16 protein-coding genes are annotated in these 23,001 nt (G+C 50.5%); 13 read left to right on the plus strand and 3 right to left on the minus strand.

Annotation, left to right across the window (positions count from 1 at the left end; translation table 11 throughout):
- The first annotated feature begins 36 nt into the window (after window positions 1-36).
- The 13 genes from GK091_RS08670 (at window position 37) to GK091_RS08735 (ending at window position 17,369) form a co-directional block, all read left to right on the plus strand.
- Window positions 37-1,206: a sugar transferase gene (locus tag GK091_RS08670; RefSeq protein ID WP_164036373.1), complete on the plus strand. Its 1,170-nt coding sequence runs from the start codon at window positions 37-39 to the stop codon at window positions 1,204-1,206.
- Complete coding sequence (locus GK091_RS08675) at window positions 1,185-2,138, plus strand: glycosyltransferase family 2 protein (protein WP_164036377.1); 954 nt, start codon at window positions 1,185-1,187, stop codon at window positions 2,136-2,138. The genes GK091_RS08670 and GK091_RS08675 overlap by 22 nt, the downstream gene beginning before the upstream one ends.
- Window positions 2,139-2,161: 23 nt before the next feature.
- Window positions 2,162-3,355, plus strand: coding sequence for a glycosyltransferase family 2 protein (locus tag GK091_RS08680; protein ID WP_164036394.1), 1,194 nt, complete (start codon window positions 2,162-2,164; stop codon window positions 3,353-3,355).
- Window positions 3,356-3,379: 24 nt separating this feature from the next.
- Window positions 3,380-4,867 (plus strand): O-antigen ligase family protein, encoded by a 1,488-nt coding sequence (locus GK091_RS08685; protein WP_164036397.1) that lies wholly within the window; start codon window positions 3,380-3,382, stop codon window positions 4,865-4,867.
- Entirely contained in the window at window positions 4,864-6,075 is a 1,212-nt protein-coding gene (locus GK091_RS08690) for a glycosyltransferase (protein ID WP_164036399.1), read from the plus strand. Before GK091_RS08685 ends, GK091_RS08690 begins: the two co-directional genes overlap by 4 nt.
- A 221-nt stretch (window positions 6,076-6,296) precedes the next feature.
- Entirely contained in the window at window positions 6,297-6,953 is a 657-nt protein-coding gene (locus GK091_RS08695; RefSeq protein WP_246202177.1) for a TolC family protein, read from the plus strand.
- A gap of 4 nt (window positions 6,954-6,957) precedes the next feature.
- A complete protein-coding gene (locus GK091_RS08700; protein ID WP_212592947.1) occupies window positions 6,958-9,192 on the plus strand; it encodes a GumC family protein in 2,235 nt (744 codons plus the stop codon).
- Window positions 9,189-10,625 carry an MOP flippase family protein gene (locus GK091_RS08705; protein WP_164036403.1) on the plus strand — a complete coding sequence of 479 codons (1,437 nt, stop codon included), beginning with the start codon at window positions 9,189-9,191 and terminating at the stop codon, window positions 10,623-10,625. Before GK091_RS08700 ends, GK091_RS08705 begins: the two co-directional genes overlap by 4 nt.
- Window positions 10,626-10,628: 3 nt before the next feature.
- Window positions 10,629-11,594 carry a hypothetical protein gene (locus GK091_RS08710; protein WP_170312636.1) on the plus strand — a complete coding sequence of 322 codons (966 nt, stop codon included), beginning with the start codon at window positions 10,629-10,631 and terminating at the stop codon, window positions 11,592-11,594.
- A 146-nt stretch (window positions 11,595-11,740) separates the two neighbouring features.
- Window positions 11,741-12,613: an alpha-1,2-fucosyltransferase gene (locus tag GK091_RS08715; protein ID WP_164036405.1), complete on the plus strand. Its 873-nt coding sequence runs from the start codon at window positions 11,741-11,743 to the stop codon at window positions 12,611-12,613.
- A gap of 37 nt (window positions 12,614-12,650) precedes the next feature.
- Window positions 12,651-13,775: a glycosyltransferase family 4 protein gene (locus GK091_RS08720; protein WP_164036407.1), complete on the plus strand. Its 1,125-nt coding sequence runs from the start codon at window positions 12,651-12,653 to the stop codon at window positions 13,773-13,775.
- Entirely contained in the window at window positions 13,772-15,706 is a 1,935-nt protein-coding gene (locus tag GK091_RS29545; protein WP_246202178.1) for a glycosyltransferase, read from the plus strand. The genes GK091_RS08720 and GK091_RS29545 overlap by 4 nt, the downstream gene beginning before the upstream one ends.
- A 163-nt stretch (window positions 15,707-15,869) precedes the next feature.
- Window positions 15,870-17,369, plus strand: coding sequence for a T9SS type B sorting domain-containing protein (locus GK091_RS08735; protein WP_164036410.1), 1,500 nt, complete (start codon window positions 15,870-15,872; stop codon window positions 17,367-17,369).
- A gap of 51 nt (window positions 17,370-17,420) precedes the next feature.
- On the opposite strand, the gene GK091_RS08740 is transcribed toward GK091_RS08735, so the two are convergent.
- The 3 genes from GK091_RS08740 to GK091_RS08750 all read right to left on the minus strand — a co-directional run bounded on the left by GK091_RS08740 (window position 17,421) and on the right by GK091_RS08750 (window position 22,908).
- Window positions 17,421-20,849, minus strand: a complete 3,429-nt coding sequence (locus GK091_RS08740) for a carbohydrate-binding protein (RefSeq protein ID WP_164036411.1) — start codon at window positions 20,847-20,849, stop codon at window positions 17,421-17,423.
- Window positions 20,850-21,275: 426 nt separating this feature from the next.
- A complete protein-coding gene (locus tag GK091_RS08745) occupies window positions 21,276-22,346 on the minus strand; it encodes a 3-oxoacyl-ACP synthase III family protein (protein WP_164036413.1) in 1,071 nt (356 codons plus the stop codon).
- Window positions 22,347-22,398: 52 nt separating this feature from the next.
- Window positions 22,399-22,908, minus strand: a complete 510-nt coding sequence (locus tag GK091_RS08750; protein WP_164036415.1) for a hypothetical protein — start codon at window positions 22,906-22,908, stop codon at window positions 22,399-22,401.
- Between the last annotated feature and the right edge of the window lie 93 nt (window positions 22,909-23,001).

The raw sequence follows: 23,001 nt of genomic DNA on the forward strand, positions 1-23,001 counted from the left end.
CGACCGATGAACGGTGAACTTAAATTCAGGACAAACATGCAGGCAGTAAAAGAAGGCATCAAGCCGTTCCGCGTGCTTTACGTTGAAAAAGACGACCGAATGATCAATTCGTTCCGACAGACTTTCGACGCACAGATCGATGTTATCGGCGTACCTGATGGACGGTCGGCGCTGGATCAACTGAACGATCATGACGAAATTGATCTGATCATATTCAACGATGATCTGGGTAGCAACTCGTTTCTGAAGGCGCTGGAGGCCAAACGCAAGCCCGGCAATCTGCCTGTGGTTTTGCTGACCGACCGAACGGATATCGATCTGACAGTCGCCCCCTTTCATGGACGCGTGGTCGATGCATTTCCGCACAATTATTCGGAAGATGCGCTGCGTATTCGGTTGAATTACCTGGTTCAGAAGAAAGAATACGAAAAGAGCGGCCACGCCAATCAAAAGTCTGTATCCATTCGTATCCCGATTGGTAAACGGCTATTCGATATTGCCGTCTCGTTCGTCATACTGGCCCTAATTTCCCCCATTTTGCTGATTGTGGCCATTCTGGTCAAGCTGGACTCCAAAGGCCCGGTTTTCTATAGCTCCAAGCGGGTCGGAACGGGGTTCAAGATTTTCGATATGTATAAATTCCGAACCATGAGTACCGGAGCCGACAAACTCCTGGCAAGTATGGCGTCGCAGAATATGTATAATGCACCGCTGGTCGAAAAGTCAGACGATGACCGATGCGAAGTCTGCCAGCTCGCCGGTACCTTGTGTCAGCGACCCCTGTTCATGGACCAGAAGCAAATCTGCGAAACGCTGTACCAACGCGAACAGAACGCGAAAGCCATGTTCTCGAAATTTAAGGAAGATCCCCGCGTGACCCGACTGGGTAAAATATTGCGGAACACCAGTATTGATGAACTGCCTCAGCTATTCAATATTCTGCGGGGCGATATGTCATTTGTCGGCAATCGGCCATTACCACTCTACGAGGCCGAAAAGTTGACCACGATCGGGTATGCCCGCCGTTTTGCGGCTCCGGCGGGGCTGACGGGGTTATGGCAGGTTACGAAGCGCGGTAAAACCAAAGTCTCCGATATGGAACGGATTCAGCTCGATGTTTTGTACGCCAAAAGCTATTCATTTCGAACCGATATGCTTATACTTCTGAAAACGCTAAAAGCAGTATGGCAGAAGGAAAACGTATAGACACGCTACCGCTCATTTCGCTGATTACCATCAACTACAACCAGGCGGTGGTAACCTGCGACATGCTGGAATCGACCCGGCAGCTGACCTATCCCCATTTCGAAATCATTGTCGTTGACAACGGCTCTACCGAAGACCCTACCGAACGCATTCGGCAGGGTAATTTTCCGAATGTAACGGTCGTCGTAAGCCCCGATAATCTGGGCTTTTCGGGTGGCAATAATCTGGGTATTACCTACGCAAAAGGTGATTACTATTTCTTTCTGAACAACGACACCATCGTTACCCCCGATCTGCTGGAGAAGCTGCTGGAGCCGTTTCTTCGCGATTCGACCGTTGGTTTGGTCTGTCCCAAAATTCGGTATCACGATCAGCCCACCATTATCCAGTTTGCGGGCTATCATCCGCTGAATCCGTACACGGGTCGTACCTGGTCGATAGGGTTGATGGAACCCGACAAGGGTCAACACGATAAATCGGGACCTACTTATTTTGCGCACGGCGCGGCCATGATGGTTAGTCGAGCTGTACTGGAACGGGCTGGCTCTCTGGATAATAGCTTTTTTCTGTATTATGAAGAATTAGACTGGTCAGCGCGGATTCGGCGGGCCGGTTTTCAGCTTTATTACCAGGCCGAAGGGCTGATCTACCACCGGGAGTCGATGAGCGTTGGCAAGATGAACCCGATGAAAGTGTACTACCACACCCGGAACCGACTGTGGTTTATGCGTCGGAACGTAACGGGCTTTCAACTGCTGATTTTTTATCTCTACTACTTTGGCGTTGCCATTCCCAAGGCATTGCTTAAATACACCATTCAATGGCAACCCGATTACCTGAAGGCAGTGAAGGAGGCTATTGTCTGGAATTTCACCCATAAACCGAGTAAAGAACCCGTACCAGCACCGTCGCCCGTAGCGCTGGCTGCCTGAGCGACATTAGTAACGATAGACGAATGGAAATACTGCTACTCATAAGTATTGGACTTGTACTCTACACCTACCTTGGCTATGGCGTTGTGGTCTGGGCGCTCATTAAAATGCGGCCCAAACGACCGGCAGTGACAGAGATATCGGACGATTTTACGCCCGACGTAACGCTGATCGTACCGGCCTACAATGAAGTTGACTGTCTGCCCGCCAAGGTAGCCAATTCACTGGGGCAGCTTTACCCCCGCGAACACATTCGTTTTCTGTTTGTGACAGAAGGGTCAACGGATCATTCGGATGCGTATCTGCGCAATACCTACGGGGAGGCACTCGACATTCTTGGCGGAACTGAACGGCGTGGCAAGGTAGCGGCCATGAACCGGGCCATGCAGCAGATCAAAACGCCCATCGTGATTTTTACCGACGCTAATACGCAGCTGAATCCCGAAGCTGTCCGGAATATTGTCCGTCACTTCCGCGATCCAAACGTTGGGGCAGTGGCCGGCGAGAAGCGGATTCAAACGACCGACAGCGAATCGGCGGCTGGTTCGGGTGAAGGGCTGTACTGGAAGTATGAATCCCAACTGAAAAAGTGGGATGCTGAACTGCACACGATCGTTGGGGCTGCCGGAGAGTTATTTGCCGTTCGTACGGAGTTGTATGAGCCCGTCTCGACGGATACGATCCTGGATGATTTTATGATTTCCCTCCTGATCGCCGAACGGGGATATCGGGTTGAATATGAGCCGGAGGCTTACGCACTCGAACGACCATCCTTTTCCATTGTGGACGAACAGAAGCGAAAGATCAGGATTGCGGCTGGTGGATTTCAGTCGATGGTCTGGCTGAAAAATCTGCTGAACCCGTTCCGGCATGGCCTGCTCACCTTCGAATATGTCTCGCATCGGGTGATGCGCTGGGCCGTCACACCCTTGTGTCTTCCCCTGATTTTGCTGCTCAACTTGGGGCTGGTTATTCAGGATGGCTGGGCGTCGGGCTGGGGGCTGCTCATGGCCGGTCAGATACTGTTTTACAGCGCGGCCTGGCTGGGATACATCCTTGAGAAGCGGCAACTGCGCTGGAAACTGGTTTTCGTTCCGTTCTATTTTACGTTTATGAACGTCTGCGCCCTGGCCGGACTGGTCCGCTATCTGCGTGGCAATCAGTCGGGAACATGGGAAAAAGTTCGTCGGGCCAACGCTGTCGACGCGCTCATATAGTTGCTTTTGGCGTACTGATTCATTATGGCACAATCGGCTTCTTTTCTGAGAAACCAGTTCTCGAACTACTTTTGGCTGTACACACTCGCCGGTGGATTGTACACCATTGGTATGGGCTTCCTGGTCAGTAGAATGGGGCCTGTCGGGGCGGTAGCGGCTATTGGTGCGCCAATCGCACTGCTGATTGTGGGGTTGATTCTGATGGAGCCCCGGTTTGGCTTATTCGTTTATCTGCAACTCGTTTTTATCATCGGGTTTGCCCGGTTCCTACCTACCTCTGTTCCGGTGGGCGTATTGATCGATGGCTTGCTATTTCTGATTTTGTTCAGTCTGTTTTTCAACGGTCAGCGCATGGAATGGTATCGACTGCGCAGTCCGGCGTTCGTGCTGATTGGTTTGTGGTTTCTCTACACCGTTATCGAACTGTTAAATCCCGAAGCCCCCTATCGCCCAGCCTGGTTTCTGCATGTTCGCGCCTTTTCGCTTCAATGGTTTCTGGTTGCCATGATGGTGCTGGTTATTCCCATTACGCGTAAAGACGTGCAGGTCATGGTCAACTCGTGGCTAGGTTGGTCGTTCTTTGCTGCACTCTGGGGTTTCAAGCAACAATACTTTGGCTTATCGCAGAGCGAGTGGATCTGGCTGAACAGTGGCGGCAATGCCATTACGCACATGCTGTTCGGGCAGCTTCGCTGTTTTTCGTTCTACTCCGATGCGGCCCAGTTTGGGGCGGAAATGGCAGGGGCAACGTTGGTCGCTATAACTCGGGTTTTTGAAGAAAAAGCAGTAAAAAACAAGCTGTTTTTTGCCTTTCTGGCGTTGGTGTATTTTTGGGGATACGCGGTTTCCGGAACACGTAGCGCCCTTTTTGTTATGGTTGCCGGTTTCGCTTTCTACCTGCTACTGAAGCGCGACATTCCCAAACTGGTTACGGGCGTGGTGCTGGCTATTCCCCTCATTTTGCTCCTGATGTTCACCAGCGTGGGCAGTTCGAATTACCAGGTGCAGCGCATGCGTTCGGCCATGACCCCGTTAAATGATCCATCGTTCATTCTGCGCTTACAGAATCAGGCCAAGATGCGGGCGTACCTACAGGACTTACCTTTTGGAGCGGGTATTGGCACGTCGACCGATGGAGGAGCCCGGTTTTCGCCCTGGCATTGGGCGGCTCATATAGCCCCCGACAGCTGGTACATAGAGCTCTGGATGGAAACCGGTCGTGTGGGTGTCACGCTGTATTTACTTATGTTGGTTGGCATCGTGGGCCTTGGCATCTACCAGGTCTGGCAGCTTAAAGACCCCTGGATGGTAAAAGTCATGTATGGATTCCTGGCTGAATTCGTCGGAATTGCCGTTATGGGTTACTCCAACCCGGTATTAGGTCAATTCCCGACGAACGGCATCATATACATCAGCACGATGCTGATCGCTACCTGCTACCGGTGGGATAGTCGGCCGGCCACAAAACCAGTAGTCCTTGATCAACACCAATCATTCGTTCCGGCCCTATGAAGCAATTTGATAGTATCATCTGCATTGCGCAAACGTCCTGGAAGGGCGACTTTCAAAAAGCGGTCGTGCAGCTTATGACCGAACTGTCGGTGAACCATCGGATTCTGTTTGTCGATTATCTGTATACCATCAAGGATCTGGCACAGGGAATGGCGGGGAGACCGGATATTCCGGTTCGGAAAATAATGCACCTCAACAACCCACTGAGCAAAATAACGACCGAACATGGCGGGGAACTGTACGTCTGGTCTCCGCCCGTCATGATGCCGATCAACTGGCTGGCCGCTCGGACACATGACCAGTTACTTAGCTGGAACACCGACCGACTAGTCAATGGTGTTCGCGATGTGATGCGTCGACTGAACATGCACCGGCCACTGGTTATCAACGCGTTCAATCCGGTTGTCGGGTTGCCTTTGCTGGGAAAGCTGAACGAGTGCGCTACCATCTATTACTGCTTTGACGAGATCACAACTGCCGGTGACTGGATGAGTCGGCATGGACAGCGGTACGAAGATGCTTACCTCCGGCGGGTCGATGCGGTCATCGCTACCTCAGAAACACTACGTCAGGATAAGTCTGCCCAGCAGCCGAACACCTTCTGCGTCAAAAATGGCGCGAACTTTGATCTGTTCAATCAGACTCGCCAACTTGCTCAGAAGCAGCCGCCCGTGACGCCAGTTGTGGGGTATCTGGGAACGGCTGATAACCGGGTTAACATCGATATTATGGAACATTGCGCCCGGACAATGCCTGATGTCAATTTTGAGTTTATCGGTGAAGTGCCTGAGCCTAAATTAACGGAGCGTTTAGGTGGTTTTTCAAACGTAACGTTCATACCACCCCGTCAGCCCGAAGAGCTACCGCCTTTGCTGGCCAGGCTGAGTGTCGGGATCATTCCGTTTGTTTGTAACAAGCATACCTATACGATCTATCCTCTGAAAATCAATGAATATCTGGCTGCCGGACTGCCAGTGGTGTCAACGCCGTTCTCAATCCTGGACGATTTTGCCGGGATCATTGAACTGGCCGATACACCCGAAGCATTTGCCCAGGCCATTCGCCGGGCTCTGGCCGATAACGATTCGCAGCGGATGCAGGAACGGGTCGATACTGCGCAAGCCAACTCGTGGGAACGTCGGGCGCGGGAGTTCGAAGCGGTTATTCAACAGGTTCCCAAAGCCTGGAGACAGGAGCAGCCCGCATAAGTCAATACCAGCATTTACTCAACCAGCATACACTCTAACAACAAAACAATATGAAGAAGGCTAGGATTGATCGACACGTTCGTCTTAGTAGGCATTGTGTGCTAGGGTTGGTTTTGTTGCTCGCAGGACATACGACAAGTTACGGCCAACAGGCAATAGCAACGCCGAACGCTGCGGTAAAATCATCGCTAACGGCGACCACCGTGGCACCTATCGATAGTATGACATTTGATTTCAACCGGGATATTGCCCAGCAATTGATCCCGTTTGATGAAATCTATAAGCTGGCGCTAGCCTATTCACCATCGGTTAAGTTTGAAGGGGCTGTCTCGAACTCACAGATGGCCGCATTTCAGCTGTCCAAACTGCAAGTACTGCAAAACGTAACTGGATTCGCTAATTACTCAACTGGTAATCAGGCTATTCTGTCAACGGGTACAAACGCATCCGATCAGCTGGGCCAGATTTCCAATGGCTATCGGGCCGGGGTAAACGTAGCGTTCAGTGTGCACGATCTATTCGGTCGACCACAGCAGGTTCGACTGGCGAGAGCAAATTACGAAGCAACGAAAGAGCGTCGTCGGATTGCCGAAATCCAGTTGAAGCGCGACTTGTTCAATATGTATCAGGACCTGCTTTTGGCTCAAAAAATATTGCAGATACGGTTGCGTGACGATCAGGCATCGCTGGCGGCATACCGAATAGGCGAGGTAGAGTTGCAGAAGGGAAAGATTACCCCCGAAACGCACGCTTTCAACAGTAACCGTTACGCGGAAACCAAATCGACAGTAGAACAGGCTAAAACCCAGTTTATCAAGAATATTTATGCCCTTGAACTGTTTGTCGGGGTTCCTATTTATCAACTGAAACGCAGCTAACCCTATGCTATTTCAAGGAATTGGTCAGCTGTTGAAACAGCATCTTATTTGGTTCATTGTGTTCCCCTGCCTGGCCGGTGGGGCCGTGTTCTACCTCATGCGAAATGAAGCAAAGACCTATAAGACCAAAGCAACGCTCTATACCGGCCTAACGTCTGGCTACTCGCTCCGTTCCACCCAGGAAGGGTTTCAAACAGATTACTCGGGGGTTAGTAATGCCTTTGATAACATTCTGACGACCCTCAACTCGAATCAAACGCTCCACAACGTCGGCGCTACAATGTTGAGCCAGCACCTGCAACTGACCAAACCGACGCCCCAGCAACTGTCTGTAACTAGCTTCCAGAAGCTGCAACAGGCCATTCCGGCCGGTTTGCGTCAGTCGTTGCTGAAGGCGGGTGATCTTGCCTACACCCGCAGCCGGATCGACAGTCTGGCGCAGAGTCAGACCAATAATCCCATCCGAGATCTGATGCAGGACGCTGATTCAGATTATTCGCCCGAGCACATTGGCAAAAAGCTGAAAGCGAACCGAAGAAGCGCCAGCGACATGCTGGATCTGGAGTACGAAGGTGACGACCCGGCGGTTACGCAGCAGACGCTGGCGCTGGCAATAAAAGAACTGAACGAGCGATACACCTCGTTGAAAAGTGGCGAAGCGAACCCCGTTGTCACGTATTACGAAACGAAAACGAAGGAGTCTAAAAAACGACTGGATGATGCCGAATCAAAGCTCCGGGCGTTTAACGTGCAGCACAACGTGCTCAACTTTGAGGATGAACTGAAAACACGGTCGACTACCCGTGAGGCTTTGGTGGCAGAATACAGTGATGAAGTCATGCGCAATCAGGCGGCCAAAGCGGCCATGAGCGCGCTCAATCAGCGAATGACGCAGGGCGGAAGTTTGCTTAAAATCAGTACGGCCCTCACGGACAAACAAGCCGAACTGACAGCCGCAGAAACGCAGCTGATCAATGCCCGCACGAATGCCCAGCCTCAGCCTGTTCTGGACCGCTATCAGGCGAAGATCGATCAGGCATCAACGGAGCTGAAACAAATCGCCCAAAATTATTACGCGGCTGACAATACATCCGAATCGGTTCCCAAACTGAAGCTTATCGATGAATGGCTGGCCAAGGTGCTGGAATATGAGGAGTCGGGTGCCCGGATGGCTGTGGTGAAAAAACGGCTGGATGAATACCAGAAAGAGTCGACGGCATTTACTCCGCTGGAATCTGAACAGCGGCAACTCACCCGCGACATGACCGTTGCCGAAAAAGATTACCTCGGCCTGGTTCAGTCGCTCAATCAGGCAACCACGCACCGGCAGGACATTGCCATTGACGGATCGTTGTCGGTGCTGGACTCACCTGGGTTCCCTTTTTCGCCACAACCGGCCAAACGAATGATGTTCACCGTCATCGCTGCCGGAGCCGGTTTTGTAATTGCCCTGCTATTGGCGGCTTTACGCATCTGGGCCGATAAGCGCATCAACTCGCTGGAACAGGCCGAACAGCGAATCGGTACCTCGGTGACGGCAGTGTTTCCGACCGTCAAAAAATTTGCGATCAACTCCCGATCCAGCCGGGCCGCTATCAGTATGTTCGAACAGTTGGGTAATGCCATTAATATCGAGATCGAGCAACAGCGAACGGCAGCCCATCCACCGCTGGTCACGTTGTTCAGCTTGCGGGCTAAACAGGGGAAAACCTGGTTTGCGCATGGCCTCGTCCGGCTGTACGCTGAATCGGGCGAACACGTTGCGTATTTATACCCAAGGGTGACGGATACGGATAAAAAATTCGAACAGGATGGCATTGCGTTTTTTCCGTATGATCTTCACGCAAATTTCATGAACGTGCGGGAGCCCGGCGATTTACTGACGAGTGAGGACACGATGGCGATGAGTGGTTTTGAGAAGATTATACTGGAAATACCCGCTCTGGTCGGTAGCCCGATTCCGTTGCATCTGGTCAATCGGAGTGCCGTGTCGATTCTGATCCTGACCGTACATACACTCTGGGGACGTCGGGATAAGCAATTGTTTGATCTGTACACCAAGGCGGCCAAGCATCCGGTGCTGATTACGCTCAATAAAGTGCAAGGCAGTGATACTGATGCGCCGACGGTGGTGGATATTGAGCAGGGGGTTGTACGAACGAAGCGGTATTCAGAGCCGAACGAGGTAACAAGTGGAGCATCGCCAAACGCAACGGCTTTTGATCGGCAAGCTAAATGAGTCACAAACAGGATGCCATAAGTGGGGGGAAATGGATGAGCGCATCAACCGCCATTTCCACTGTATTTCAGTTTGGTCAGGTGGCCATTCTGGCCCGGTTACTGGAACCGTCGGTGTTCGGAATCGTCAGCGTCAGTACGCTTCTGATCGCCTTTTTCAGCATTTTCGCCAATCTCGGCTTCTCAAATTCTATTATTTATAAACAGGAAGAGGACCGGAACGTACTCTCAACGATCTATCTGTTGAATCTGGCGTTGGGCTTGCTCATTGGTGTTGTCGTTTTCTTTAGCTGGCCATTGGTTGTTGCCTATTATAAAGAACCACGGCTGGAGAAGGTGATCAAGCTATCATCGCTGTACTTTATTATCGTCTACGTCGGCCAGATTTATCTGTTTCTATTACAGAAAGAACTGAAATTCAAGTCGGTAGCCAGCATCGATATTACCGGCACCATCGTCGGAACCTGCGTTACCATTTTCCTGGCCTATAACGGATACGCCGAGTTATCGCTGATTTTTGGTCAACTGGCGCAGCAGGCCGCTAAGTCGACGCTCCAGATCATTTACGGGCTAAAGCTCTTTAAACCTGTGCTGACATTTGACCTCAGCCTGATCAAAGACCATCTGCGGTTTGGCCTTTATAATGTGGGTGATGGCATCGTTGGCTTTGTTCAGGCGAATTCCGATAACATTCTGGTAGGAGGGATGCTGGGGGTGAAACCACTGGGTTACTACACACTGGCGTCACAGCTGGCGGTTTTTCCGATTGCCCGACTCAGCCCGATCGTGTTGCAGGTTGCGTACCCGATTCTGGCGCGCTTCAAGGGCGACACCAACGAACTGAAAAAGTCGTATCTGACCATTCTGGATTTGCTCAGTTACGTGAACTTGCCGTTGCTGGCCGGTTTGTTCGTCACGGCGGATAGTGTCGTACCGCTTTTTTACGGACCAGGCTGGGAACCGACAATCGTGCTAATCCGGATTTTTGTCTTTGTTAGCATTTTTACCTTTTTGAGTAATCCGCTGTTCACACTGGCCTTTTCGAAGGGTAAACCAAAACTGCTGTTCTACCTGAATATCGCGACCCTGTTTATCAAGATTCCGCTGGTTTACGTGTTGGCGCAATATTGGGGGGTGATTGGTATTGCTTCGGCGTTCCTGATTGCGACCCTATCGAATCTGCTCATCAATTTCCAGATTGTTAAATCGTTGATCGGTCCGTTCATGAGCGAATTTGGCCAGAATATTGCCAAACCGATTCTGTTTTGCCTGATCATGGTTGGTGCAATCGAACTCTACAAATCCTACGCTGATTCGATCAACGTCGTCAACACCATTGTCCAGATTACCATCGGTGCCCTGATCTACATCGGCCTGACCATTCGCTACAAATACCCTCTCGCCGAGCTAAAAACGTTCGGTAAAGCCGCCTGATTTATGCCTAGTATAGAAAAGCTCATTCTGAAATCGTTGTACGTAGTGGCCCGTTTGAAGTATCCCAAGCTCCGAAAGGATCTGGGGTATTTTGTGCGCGACAACTACTACTGCAAGCTGGTTCAGGGGCGTTATATCGTCCGTGACTATGTGCTGAAAAAGAAGTACAAAGTGATCAGCTACCACGGCGAGTTCGATCAGGAACTGCGTTATGTGTTACCCTTTGCTTACTGGCATTACCTGAACGGGACACTGAGTAAAACCATTTCGGCCAAGCATACCAACGAGTTTTACTTTTTCAGCCCTGACCACGAAGAGCGATTTGATAAACGTGTGTGGACGGAGTCATACGCGCACTACGACGTGCCGAACATGACACATAGCAATTCCTATAGTTTCCGGAACTGGGCGCAGGTTCCGTTCAAAGCGCATTACCGCAACGATATTTTCGTGTACGACAAACCGTTGCTGGTCATTGCCAATAAATACAACATCGAGTGGGATCAGCCGCCCATCAATTTCCTGGATATTCCAACGCTTGACCTCATTATCCGTACCTACGGGTCCAAATACCAGATCGTTTATAACCGGCCATTGCCATCCCAGATCGTTCAGGATAACAGCGAAACGATGCAGTTGAATGAGCATGCGTGGCTCCGGCAGAACCACCCCGATGTGATTCTGCTGGACGATCTATACAAGCAATATCACCCGTCGGTGGTTACCAATTACAACCACTTGCAGTTGATGGTCTACGCTAATAGTGACCATTTTATTTCCATGCATGGTGGTACGGCAGCGTTAGCTAGTTGCTTCGGCGGAACAAATATTATTCTGTCAGACCCGAACTGGGGCATGGAACATCACTTCAATGAGTACGAAAATCTGTTTCCCAAACTATCGGGTGCTACCATTTTACACGCCCGCAATCGAGCAGACGTACTAAGCCATTTAGCAGCTAGGTATTAATACCGAATTTTTGTATCCACATTTTTGGTAACATATATAAATTTATTATTTTTAGATTCGAAAGGTAGGGATAGTAACATATCTTCTCTATTAACTATATAGTCAACTTGGTATAGTATCGTTTCAACCCGTCTTGCGACGCCACCATGATTATCAGCAGAATAACCAGCGGCCTGGGAAATCAGCTTTTTCAGTATGCAGCCGCCCGGCATCTGGCGCTGAGAAATAAGACGGCTGTGTATGTGGACCTGAGTTATTATAACTATACGTATCAGACTGATACGCCACGAGCCTTCAAACTTGGACACTTTGCGGTGCCCTTTCGCGTGCTTCAGGATTCGCCGTATGAGTACGTTTCCAAAGCCACAAAACTCTTACCGAATCGTAGCCTGCCTCCGGTTTTCCTATTCCTGAAAGAGAAACACTTTCATTTCGATGAGCGCGTTGTACAGGCGCGGGCCCGTTTCGTTACACTCGATGGATTCTGGCAATCAGAGGAATACTTCCGGGAAAGTGCCGCGACCATAAGGCAGGAACTGTCGTTGGCTACAACGCCAAGCTCCGAATTTGCTTCGTACGAACAGCTTATCAAGGCGACGTCGGTTCCCGTGTCCGTGCACATCCGGCGGGGCGATTACGTGAATCACCCGGAGTTTAGCCAGACTTTCGGTTTCGTGGGACTTGCCTACTATGAGCAGGCCCTGGAACGGATTCGGGAGCAGGTTAGTGAGCCTCGTTTCTTCATTTTTAGCGACGATCAGGACTGGGTACGGGAAAACCTGAAGCTGCCTGCCGACGCGGTTTTCGTTAAAAATACCGGACCCAATAGTGATGTAGCCGATCTGGTGCTGATGAGTCGGTGCCGCCACCATGTTATTGCCAACAGCTCATTCAGCTGGTGGGGGGCCTGGCTCAATCCAAACGCCGACAAGACGGTGATCACCCCTAAAAATTGGTATAAAAAACAGCCGACCTGGAATACAAAAGATTTATTGCCAGCTACCTGGCTTTCTATTTAGCCTGTCCGATCCCACCTTTCTAATTGCCTGACGCACCATGTTAAATGTATTTATCGATCACCAGAAATTCAGTACGCAGAAGTACGGAGGAATCAGCCGTTACTTCGCGAACATCATACAGGGTATCAAGCGTACCGACGGCATGACGTATAAGCTGGGCGTTTTGCATGCCAAGAACCACTACATTCAGAATGAGTCTCTACCCATCAAAGGCCCCGTCAGTGATAAGATTCTAAACCGGAACGAGCGGTATGATTACCGGCTCAATCAGCTCTATTGCAAACGACTGCTGGAAAAGTCTGACTTCGATGTCTTTCATCCGACGTATTACGATCCGTACTTTATCGATCTGGTAAAAAAACCGCTCGTGATTACGATTCACGACATGACCTACGAGCGATTGCCCGAATACTTCTGGGCCCAGGACCCGCTCACGTACCAGAAACGATTGAACATCGAGCGGGCTGATTCGATCATAACCATTTCGAACACGACCCGAAAGGATATGCTCAGTTTTTTTGACGTCGATCCAGCGAAAGTTTCTGTGATCTACCACGGCATCGACATTGAGACTCCGCTACAGGTTCAACCGGTTAACAACCTGCCGCCCTACATTCTGTTTGTCGGCGACCGGAGCGGCTACAAAAACTTCTACCTGTTTATGAACGCTTTCCGGCAGATTGCCCGTCGCTTTCCGGATCTGCACGTCGTGCTGGCGGGTGGGGGAAAGCTGGAAATTGCAGATCGTGAATTTCTGGATCGGCTGGGTCTAACGGATCGTGTGCGGCACATCAACGCCACCGACGAAGAACTGAATTTTCTGTATCAGAATGCCCAGTTTTTCGTGTATCCTTCCCTATACGAAGGGTTTGGGTTGCCGATTCTGGAAGCGTTCAAGGCGCACTGTCCTATTCTGCTCAGCGATACCGAATGTTTTCGGGAAGTTGCCGTCGATGCGGCTGCCTACTTCGAACCGACCCAGATCGATGATCTGATCGATAAGCTAGAATTGATGTTGACCAGTACGACGCTGAAAGCCGCGCTCGTCGAGAAAGGGCTCAAACGGCTGGCCGATTTTCCGCTTCAGAAATCCATTGATCAAACGCTGGACGTGTATACATCGCTAGTCGGTAAACCGGCTGTCAACCGTGTTTTGGCATGAGGTTCCGGGCGGTAGATACATTTCGTGGACTGGCGGCCATTATGGTCATTCTGTTCCATTTGCAGCATCTCAATCTATTGGCCAGCAATGTTTTCATTGCTAAGAGTGATATTTTTGTTGACTTCTTCTTTGTCCTGTCGGGGTTTGTCATGACCCACAGTAATTTCAGCAGAATTACTGATTTCGCCAGCGTAAAACAGTTTGTCGTCAAGCGATTCAAGCGGCTCTATCCATTACACCTTTTTACGCTGCTCTTGGTTCTGGCCTTTGAGATTTTCCGATTCGGCGTTGATCGGTACGTGGTTCATCTGTCTAATGCCGTATTTGCCGCCGACAAAACATTCGTTGCGTTTCTGGCCAATCTCACCCTAACCCAGTCGCTCGGTTTTTTTGACCGCGTGACCTGGAACGGACCGAGCTGGAGCATCAGTGTCGAATTTTACACCTACATCATCTGGGCACTGTGTCTGGTGCTGTTTCGGAAAAACGTACTGCTTATCTGTGTACTTGGGTTCAGTTTGCTGGCCTGGTTCATCGTACAACACAACGGCAGCATTGTTTACAATTACAACTACGGCCTTATTCGGTGCTTGTATAGTTTCCTGATCGGGATGGTCACCTACCGGATCAGCCGCCGGTTTGGGCCCGATTTCGGCTATTGGCAGAGTTCACTCACCGAAGCAGCCCTGCTTTTGCTGACCATTGTATCGATCCGTTCGTTTACCCATGCCGAGAGCTGGCTCATGCCCATGCTGTTTGCGCTTGTCATCCTAGCTTTTTCGCAGGAAACGGGAGCCATTTCCAAATTTCTGGCGAGTGACCGTCTGGAATTTCTGGGCAGACTCTCATACTCCTACTACCTGAATCATGCGATCGTATTAGGCGTCATGGATTTAATCGTGTTCAAGCTGATTAAGCTCCCCCATACGAACGCGGGTGAACTGGTCTACGTGCTGATCTGCCTGAGTGGCGTCCATCTGTTATCCATCTTCACCTATAGGCATATTGAATTCTTACTCAACCGATCAAGCCCCCTTAGTTTTCAACCTTCACACAAGTACAGCATGAACATTCTGAAAGCCCCTGATTGGATTAGTGAGTTCAACTATCCTTATGCGTCATTCGATGCTATTCCTGAATCGGTTTTTGAGGGTATCAACCGTGATCTGGATGCGGTTCAACGGCCAGATCCGGTGGTGAGCGTTGTCATTCCGGCCTGGAATGAAGAAGTAAATATCCTGCGTAGTGTTGCCTCGCTGGCTAAACTAAAGACGGATATACCCTTCGAAATTGTGGTCGTCAACAATAATTCGACCGACGACACGCAGAAAACGCTGGATAAACTTCATATCCGTAGCGTATTTCAGTCAATTCAGGGATGGGGACCTGCCCGCCAGATGGGTCTGGAACAGGCACGGGGTAAGTACCTGCTGACCGCTGACGCCGATGGACTCTATCCGCCAGAATGGATCAATGAGATGATGGCTGTTCTGCAGCAGCCGGGTGTGATCTGCGTGTACGGTCGCTATTCGTTCGTACCGACGCCCGAAAAGGGATTTTCCCGGTGGAAACTATCGATACTCGAAACAATGAAAGATGTCATTGCTGAAGTCCGGCACATGAAGCGTCCGCATCTTAACGCGTACGGCATCAGCATCGGTTACGTTCGGGAATACGGACTGAAGGTTGGCTACGTTATGAAAAAAATCAGGGGCGAGGACGGTCGTATGTGCTTTGATCTGATGCAGTTCGGTACGGTAAAGCAGGTGAAGTCGGCCAAGGCCCGCGCCTGGACAGGCACCCGTACACTCGAGAAAGACGGCTCTTTTTCGCGTACCTTATACGTGCGCATTGCCAACGAACTTCGGCGACTGAGCAGTATGTTCGTTGCTCAGGAGCCACATGATACCAAAACTTCGCTGAATTCTTGATTGGTCGGTAGGTGTGACCGTTGATCGTAAAGAGTAGGTTGTACATAGGATAAATAGTCTGTCGAGCCATTACCTTTGTGTTGGTTATTCGCTGAAGGTCTTGCGACACGGCAGATTGTCAGACTAATGGCCATCAGTTTACGCTTTCATCACACCATTGGCTATGCTTGTTCGTCAGTGCAAATCTAACTTTTTAGGGTGGATCGTTCCTTTGTTGCTGCTGAGTATAACAGTCCACACCGCAGCCCTGGCGCAATGTAGTCCGGGTGCTATTATCTGTGAAACATTCGGGACGGGTACGCGCGGTCAGCTGCCGCAGGGACAAACTAATTTTTCGTACCGGGCAATCCCCTGTCCAAACGACGGTGAGTACAATGTAATGGACACTGTTGCCAGCAGTTGTCACGGCGACGCCTGGCACCGGGTAACGGAAGATCATACGGCTGGTGACGTGCGGGGCAATATGTTTGTCGTGAACGCATCGTATCAGCCCAGTGAGTTTTTTAGCCAGAAAGCTGAAGGGCTATGCCCTGGTGTTACTTATGAGTTTTCGATGTGGGTAATGAACATCAACAAGGTGCTGCAACCAGGCCCTTGTGATGAGTTTAGCCTTCGGAATCCAATCATTGCCATGCGGATCGAGCAAACCGATGGTACGCTCATCCGGGAAGTTGTTCAGCCGGCGGTACCCCGAACGACCACGCCGGTCTGGGTGCAACTTACGATGCAGTTCGCGATTCAGACGAACGTAAACGATGTTGTGGTCAAACTCATCAATAAAGGACTTGGCGGTTGCGGAAACGATCTGGCAATTGACGACATTGGTTTCCGTCCGGTCCACCCTACACTGACTATTCAGTTTCCTAATTCAACGGCTACCGAAACGACGGTTTGTGCTGATACTCGCCTGACGCTAAGCGTGGGGGCCGCTACCGGCTACCCAAATCCGGTTTATTCGTGGCAACAGAGTCAGGACAATGTTAACTGGACGGCCGTGCCCGGATCAGGACAGGCGACGTATACCATCAATCCAGTTCGCGCCGGCCGCACGTATTACCGACTACGGAACGCTCAGCCCATCAACGCTAATGCGGTTGGTCGTTCGCAGTGTTCGGCAGAGTCGAATGTGCTGATCGTCAATGGGCGTCCTGATGCGCCGTTTAGCATAGGTGATGATCTGGCGCTTTGCGAAGGAACGTCGCAGGTGTTGCGGGCTCCGGAACCGCTTCCGGCTGGCACTACGATTCAGTGGTCCGATCAAAGCACGAACCGGCAACTAACTGTCGACGCACCCGGTAACTACTGGCTGGAAACGAACCTGAACGGATGCACGTACCGCGACACGATAAACGTTGCGATTCAGAATTGTCACCTGGAGGATATTTACGTTCCCGATGCTTTTTCGCCCAACAGCGACACCGTCAATGATAAACTGGTTGTTATGCATCCCGGCACGTTTACGGCGTATTCATTTCGGGTATATGACCGATGGGGCAGTGTACTGTTTGTGAGTAAACAGGCCGATACGCATTGGGATGGCACGTTTCAGGGGCAACCCTGCCTTCAGGGAGTGTATGCCTGGACGGTTGATTACAGCGTGTTGAACGGACAAAATCAGGAACGTCATTTTGCCCGAAGTGGCCGGGTTTTGCTGGTACGCTAATCAGTTGAGTTTCCTGCCCCTCTCTCAAAACGGGAGAGGGGCAGGAAACACCTATTTCACCTTCAATACTTTCCGCATTGCCCGCTCACCATCCTGCTTGATCTCCAGAATGTACGTACCCGTCGGTAATTGGGTCAAGTCCATTTTTGATGAGAACTGATCGCCGGTTTTGGTTAAGCTAATCTGGCGGTGGAGTCTGCCGCTACCCGCATCGAAAAGGTTGACATAGATGGGGGCGCTGTTCGACCGCTCGGCCTGAATCGTTACAAAATCGGCAGTTGGGTTCGGGTAAACCCGGATAACCTCATCCAGACTTTTTGATTCGACGATCGGCGCGGCTTCACGGACATTAGGTGCTACATTCCCGGCGATGACAAACATTGGAGTTTCTGTCACCGTGAGGGCCAGTTTTCCCTGATTCGTGCTGACAACTTCCATATCCATATCGTTGCTGCCCGCTTTGGGGCGATAGATACGTGCCTGGGTGGCGGTGCCGAGATCCAGCGTATACGACGCCGTACGACCTACTTCATCCGGAACGACCAGCGCATAGGCTGATTTCCCACTGAGCTCATACCGGTCAACGATTGGGTTCTGGTTGAGGGTTTGTTTGTAGGCGTATTCCCCGAACAATTTACCCGTCTGGTATAAATAATCGGCAGCGGGCCGACGCGTGGTGTTGTCGCCATTGGCCAGTCCGGATGTACCGAACATACCACCCGACGAGTTATCGTCGTAAAGCTGATAGAAGAACACTTTCTCGATTCCCTGACGAGCATAAAACAGCGCAGTCCGCAGAATCCAGTCGCCCTGCGTTTCCAAGGCGGATTTGTTTCCGATGGGAATAGCCTTTAATGGGCTACCCTGGTTGATGTCAAAGCCGGCTTCGGTAACCCAAACCGGCATATCATACGACAGCTGGTGGGCTGTTTTCCGGAAATCCTGCGCTATCTTATCAATAGGTGTCACTTCCGGAGCCGCCCCACGTGTTGAGTTCCCGCTCTGCGCCGACGATGTATTGTCGGAATACATGTGGTAGTTAACGATGTCCCAGCACAGATTCACGGTTCCGTCGGCTTTGTAGCCTCGGTACTGTTTGCACCAGTCAACCATGCCTTTGAGGTAGTCCGAACCGCTGGATGCTGACGCCAGTCCGCCAATAACCACCTTTACGTTCGGATCTGCATTTTTGACGCCAACACCCGCGCCCATCGTATTCTTGTGGCCGTCATAAAAGGCCGACAGGTTAGCCGCATATTCGCGGGCGGTCTGGTATGCCTTACGGCCTTTCCACCACTTGTCGCGTTCATTGTCGCATTCGATGTAGTTGATCAGGCCGAGGCCGACTTTGATCGAGTTCGGCGTATCTCCGGTCCAGCGCGGGGTCGAGTTGACGCTCAATAACGCCGGATTTACGTTTGGATTGTTACCGTAGCGGGCCATGTATTGAAAGCCAACTTTGGCCTGCTCCAGATACGAAGCTGGGTTCGTAAAATCCTTTCCGTAACGCAGCGGGGTATTTTCGCTATCGCGCTGATCATTCGGATACGTATCCACCATCCAGTCGGGAATGGTTTTGAGGCAGGCCAGCACCTCGATTCCTTCGGCTTTGCAGCGTTCGTAGATGGCATCGTAGTTCCAGCCACCGCTCATGGTTGGATTATAGGAGTAGTTGCCCTCGGTCGATTCCAGTTTATTCCAGTCCATATAATGCCGGACACCAGAGAAACTTTTCACGATGTTCATTTTCGTTTCATTGATCATCCAGGGAGAATTGCCATCTTCAAAATTCCATTCGTAGGCATTGACCCCAAACATATCCTTCAGCTTTACCGACTTAGCCGGAGCGGCTGTTTGCGCCTGGCTGGCTGCTACATAGGAACCATAAAACTCGATTTCGGTTGGGAAGGCCCCCCACGTGTTAATGACTAGGTAACGGGCATTCGATATTGGCTGATCCAGTTTGAACTGGGCATTTCCGGTCGTTGTCCGATTGGGGTACGGGCCAACCCAGGTCGCATATTGCTCTCCCGTGAAGGTGGCGATGGGAATGCGCTGCCACTGATCCGTAATGATCGACAACGTCATGGGGTTGTCTGTGAATGTGCCCATGAAATCGTAAAACCGGATGCTTTCCAGCGTCATTGATTCGCCAGCCAGCAGGGGATAATACGCATCGTAATTGGCAAGCACTTTGCCCCACCCGGTTTCTACGGTTGCATCCGTGATGCCGTCGAAAAGCCCATCCAGACCGTTGCTTACATTGTTGAGCTGATACCAGCGTTTGCTGTCGATTGGGATTTTTTTGTTGGCCGAAATCGTAGTCGACCCGTTAATTGTCTGTGTTCGAGCTACGTCAGAGGCCGCCAGATAAGCAGACGAAGCCGCCTGTGATGCCGTGATGGTCGCCGTTCCTACACCTACGATCGATGCTTTCCAGGCTCCTGAACCGTTGGAAACGGAAACGACCGATGGGTTCGATGAGGCAAACGTGATGGGCGTCGAGGTATTGGTGCTGGTCGCAACCAGACTAAATTCGCTATCGTCAACGGTTTTGTCTGGTAAGGCGTTGAACGTGATAACGGCTGGCGACAGCACTATGCCCCCTTTAGCGACACTGAACCAGTTGAAATTGAACGTCCCACGAACCGCATATAGCCGTAACACCTGACTGCCTGCCGTTAAGGTCGCGGTCGTGCTTATCGTTGTCCAGTTCTGCCAGCCGCCCGTTCGGGGTACATCAACGCTACCCAGTACCGAGCCCGATTCCGTCCGAATCTCGATTCGCCCGTTACCGTAACTGTTCGCTACCCGAAACTGGAAGGTGTGGATACCCGCCGAAGCTACATTGACATTATAGTCCATCCAGTCGTTATCGTCGATATACCCGACATTGAGCCCTCCGCCCGTATCGGCGGTTGCCTCCGGACGTACATCCGTTGCCACGTCGAACGTTTCGGCTTCCAGCTTGCCGGGCAGAGCGCGACTGCTGGCTGCTTCAAACCAGTTGAAGTTCCAGTTTCCCGTGACAACGTACAGGCGGATTGTCTGTGTACCAGCCGTCAGGCGGACCGTTGCGTTGAAGGTTTCCCAGTTCTGTAAACCACCCGTTCGGGGTACACTGACCGCTTTGAGAACCGTTCCATTAGCTGTTCGTAGCTCAAATTTTGCATTGTCGCTCCAGCCATTGGCTACCCGAAACCGGAATGTATAAACGGCTGTGGTTGGCACAGAAACGGCGTAGTCTATCCAGTCACCATCGTCGATCTGACTGATGCTTTGTCCTCCGCCAACGTCATTGGTTCCTTCCTTCTGGATACCCTGCATGGCCACGTAGTTCTCGGCTTCAACGTGACCCGGTAGCGCAGCCGCCGTTTGAAACGTGGATAGAGTACGCTCCGGCAATGCCGTCTTTATCGAAACAAAAAGGCTACCAGCGAGAGCCGCACACAGACACGTGTGGAGTAGAGTTTTTTGCATAGTACTTGGGCTATATATTGATGTTACTTTATATGTGATAAAGGTAAGTAAAGTTATTCAAGTTGAAGGCGTTTTGTCGATTAAAAAATTTTAAGGTTATATACTTAGTGTATAGGTATTACGTAAATATGTTTTTCTGTTAATAAATTAATCTATGAATGGTGTTAGTTTCCAATAGTTCAGTAGATTGTGCTTTGCTCGATAAAATTTGAATTAGAAATTACTAGTAAGTTTTACGCATAAGGTAGTCGCTCAACTAGTCAGTCGAGAATGGCTAAAAACTGGCTGATCTGTATAAACAAATCACATTTTAAGGATATTATTTTTTGAATTGGTGTACTATAGAAAAGCAAAACCCCCTTCCCGATCGAAAGGGGGTTTTGCTGAAAAATAAGAGAGCAACGTGTACGTCTGATTTGACTGTTTCTAGAACTGGTAAATGACCGAGTTGATATTCATGCCAGCCCCAACGGAAGCAATCACGACTTTGTCTCCCGGTTTGATCTGCTGATCGTCAAACTTTCCTTTCTGAATCAGATCGAGCAGGGTAGGAATGGTTGCTACTGAGCTATTACCCAGCCATGAAATGGTCATGGGCATCAGTGTCAGGTCGGGACTGTCCAGATTATAGAGCTTGTAAAGCCGTTGCAGAATGGCCACGTCCATTTTCTCGTTGGCCTGGTGAATCAGCACTTTGTTGATTTGTGACAGGGAAATACCGGCCTTGTCCAGCGCTTTCTTTATCACCAGTGGCACCTGATTGAGGGCAAACTCATACAGTTTCCGGCCGTTCATTTTCATGAAAACGTCCCCACTGTCCGCCTGAGTGGGAGCGTAGGACTTGCTCATGTTTAAGAGCGTGGCGTAATCGTGGGCGTGCGTTTGGGTATGATGCGACAAAATGCCGGTATGCTCATCATCAGACGCTTCCAGAATAACGGCACCACTTCCGTCACTGAACAACATTGAATCCCGATCATGCGGATCAATAACCCGTGACAGCGTTTCGGTTCCGATAACGAGACAACGTTTGGCGTCGCCGGAGCGGATATAGTAATTGGCCTGAATGATCCCTTCCAGCCAGCCTGGGCAACCAAACGCCATATCGTAGGCGATCGTATCGGGATTTTTTATGTGCAGCAGGGCTTTGATCCGCGAGGCCAGCGAAGGCACCATATCGACCCGGTTACTGCCGTGAGCAACGTCGCCAAAGTTATGCGCAACGATGATGTAATCGAGTGTTTCAGGGTCAATACCTGAACTCGTCAGGGCATCGCTGGCTGCCAGAAAGCCCAGCTCCGATGCCTTTTGTTCCGGCCTGGCGTATCGACGTTCGCAAATGCCGGTAATTTCCTGAAACTTTGTTAACGTATGAGCTGAGTTTGTTGGGATTTCAGCTCCTTCTTTGGTGTAAAACTGTGCAGTCAGGAAGTCCTGGTTACGAACGGTAACGTCAGGTATATAGCTCCCGGTTGCAGTGAAAACTGATCTGATCATAGGTACGGAAAAGCCTTGAAACAACTCCTTTTTTTAGGCAAGAGATCGGGGTTTATGATTTGTTGAGGGTCGCTTGTAAATACGCTTTAGCTTCGGTAAATGCTCTTACCAGATGCCGATGGAAGTAGATCCGATCCTGACCGACGAAAAAAGCGAGATCGTCATCATGGTCACAGCGAAAAAACAGACCATTGGGAAAATAGCCATTACCCGCACCGTAGAAGTGATTAATAACGGGAACGACCGCGGTATTTGTTTCGGGCGTATTTTGGTTGGCATTGATCGTGTTGACAGACTGACGCATGGCATAAATCAGACTCGTAATATCCTGAATTTTACCATTCGTACCTACTTCATCAAAAAAGTCGACTCGCTTACCGGCCTGTTCAGCTTGCTCGAGCAAGTCACTTTCCAGGTTTACCAGCTCGATAAAGAGCGACTGTGTCTTTGTCGTATACGCTACATCTCGGTTAAAAGCAGGCTCGTGTACATGCTGATCGATAGCCATCAGGTTTTGATCGAGTTGCGCTTTGGTCCACGCTTTATTTGGGTATACTGTCATGAGAGACAAACCTTACTACGTTTAGTAAGCGGGCAGCAGGCGTGTGATAGGATAACTGATTTGTCCGCAAAACGCTTATTGACCGACCTGATT

The organism is Spirosoma agri (genome assembly GCF_010747415.1).
GTDB lineage: Bacteria > Bacteroidota > Bacteroidia > Cytophagales > Spirosomataceae > Spirosoma > Spirosoma agri.

Excerpts from the sequence above, each read along its gene's own strand:
- GK091_RS08670 (WP_164036373.1), top strand. The coding sequence starts at position 37 with ATGCAGGCAGTAAAAGAAGGCATCAAGCCGTTCCGCGTGCTTTACGTT.
- GK091_RS08675 (WP_164036377.1), top strand. The coding sequence starts at position 1,185 with ATGGCAGAAGGAAAACGTATAGACACGCTACCGCTCATTTCGCTGATT.
- GK091_RS08680 (WP_164036394.1), top strand. The coding sequence starts at position 2,162 with ATGGAAATACTGCTACTCATAAGTATTGGACTTGTACTCTACACCTAC.
- GK091_RS08685 (WP_164036397.1), top strand. The coding sequence starts at position 3,380 with ATGGCACAATCGGCTTCTTTTCTGAGAAACCAGTTCTCGAACTACTTT.
- GK091_RS08690 (WP_164036399.1), top strand. The coding sequence starts at position 4,864 with ATGAAGCAATTTGATAGTATCATCTGCATTGCGCAAACGTCCTGGAAG.
- GK091_RS08695 (WP_246202177.1), top strand. The coding sequence starts at position 6,297 with ATGACATTTGATTTCAACCGGGATATTGCCCAGCAATTGATCCCGTTT.
- GK091_RS08700 (WP_212592947.1), top strand. The coding sequence starts at position 6,958 with ATGCTATTTCAAGGAATTGGTCAGCTGTTGAAACAGCATCTTATTTGG.
- GK091_RS08705 (WP_164036403.1), top strand. The coding sequence starts at position 9,189 with ATGAGTCACAAACAGGATGCCATAAGTGGGGGGAAATGGATGAGCGCA.
- GK091_RS08710 (WP_170312636.1), top strand. The coding sequence starts at position 10,629 with ATGCCTAGTATAGAAAAGCTCATTCTGAAATCGTTGTACGTAGTGGCC.
- GK091_RS08715 (WP_164036405.1), top strand. The coding sequence starts at position 11,741 with ATGATTATCAGCAGAATAACCAGCGGCCTGGGAAATCAGCTTTTTCAG.
- GK091_RS08720 (WP_164036407.1), top strand. The coding sequence starts at position 12,651 with ATGTTAAATGTATTTATCGATCACCAGAAATTCAGTACGCAGAAGTAC.
- GK091_RS29545 (WP_246202178.1), top strand. The coding sequence starts at position 13,772 with ATGAGGTTCCGGGCGGTAGATACATTTCGTGGACTGGCGGCCATTATG.
- GK091_RS08735 (WP_164036410.1), top strand. The coding sequence starts at position 15,870 with ATGCTTGTTCGTCAGTGCAAATCTAACTTTTTAGGGTGGATCGTTCCT.
- GK091_RS08740 (WP_164036411.1), bottom strand. The coding sequence starts at position 20,849 with ATGCAAAAAACTCTACTCCACACGTGTCTGTGTGCGGCTCTCGCTGGT.
- GK091_RS08745 (WP_164036413.1), bottom strand. The coding sequence starts at position 22,346 with ATGATCAGATCAGTTTTCACTGCAACCGGGAGCTATATACCTGACGTT.
- GK091_RS08750 (WP_164036415.1), bottom strand. The coding sequence starts at position 22,908 with ATGACAGTATACCCAAATAAAGCGTGGACCAAAGCGCAACTCGATCAA.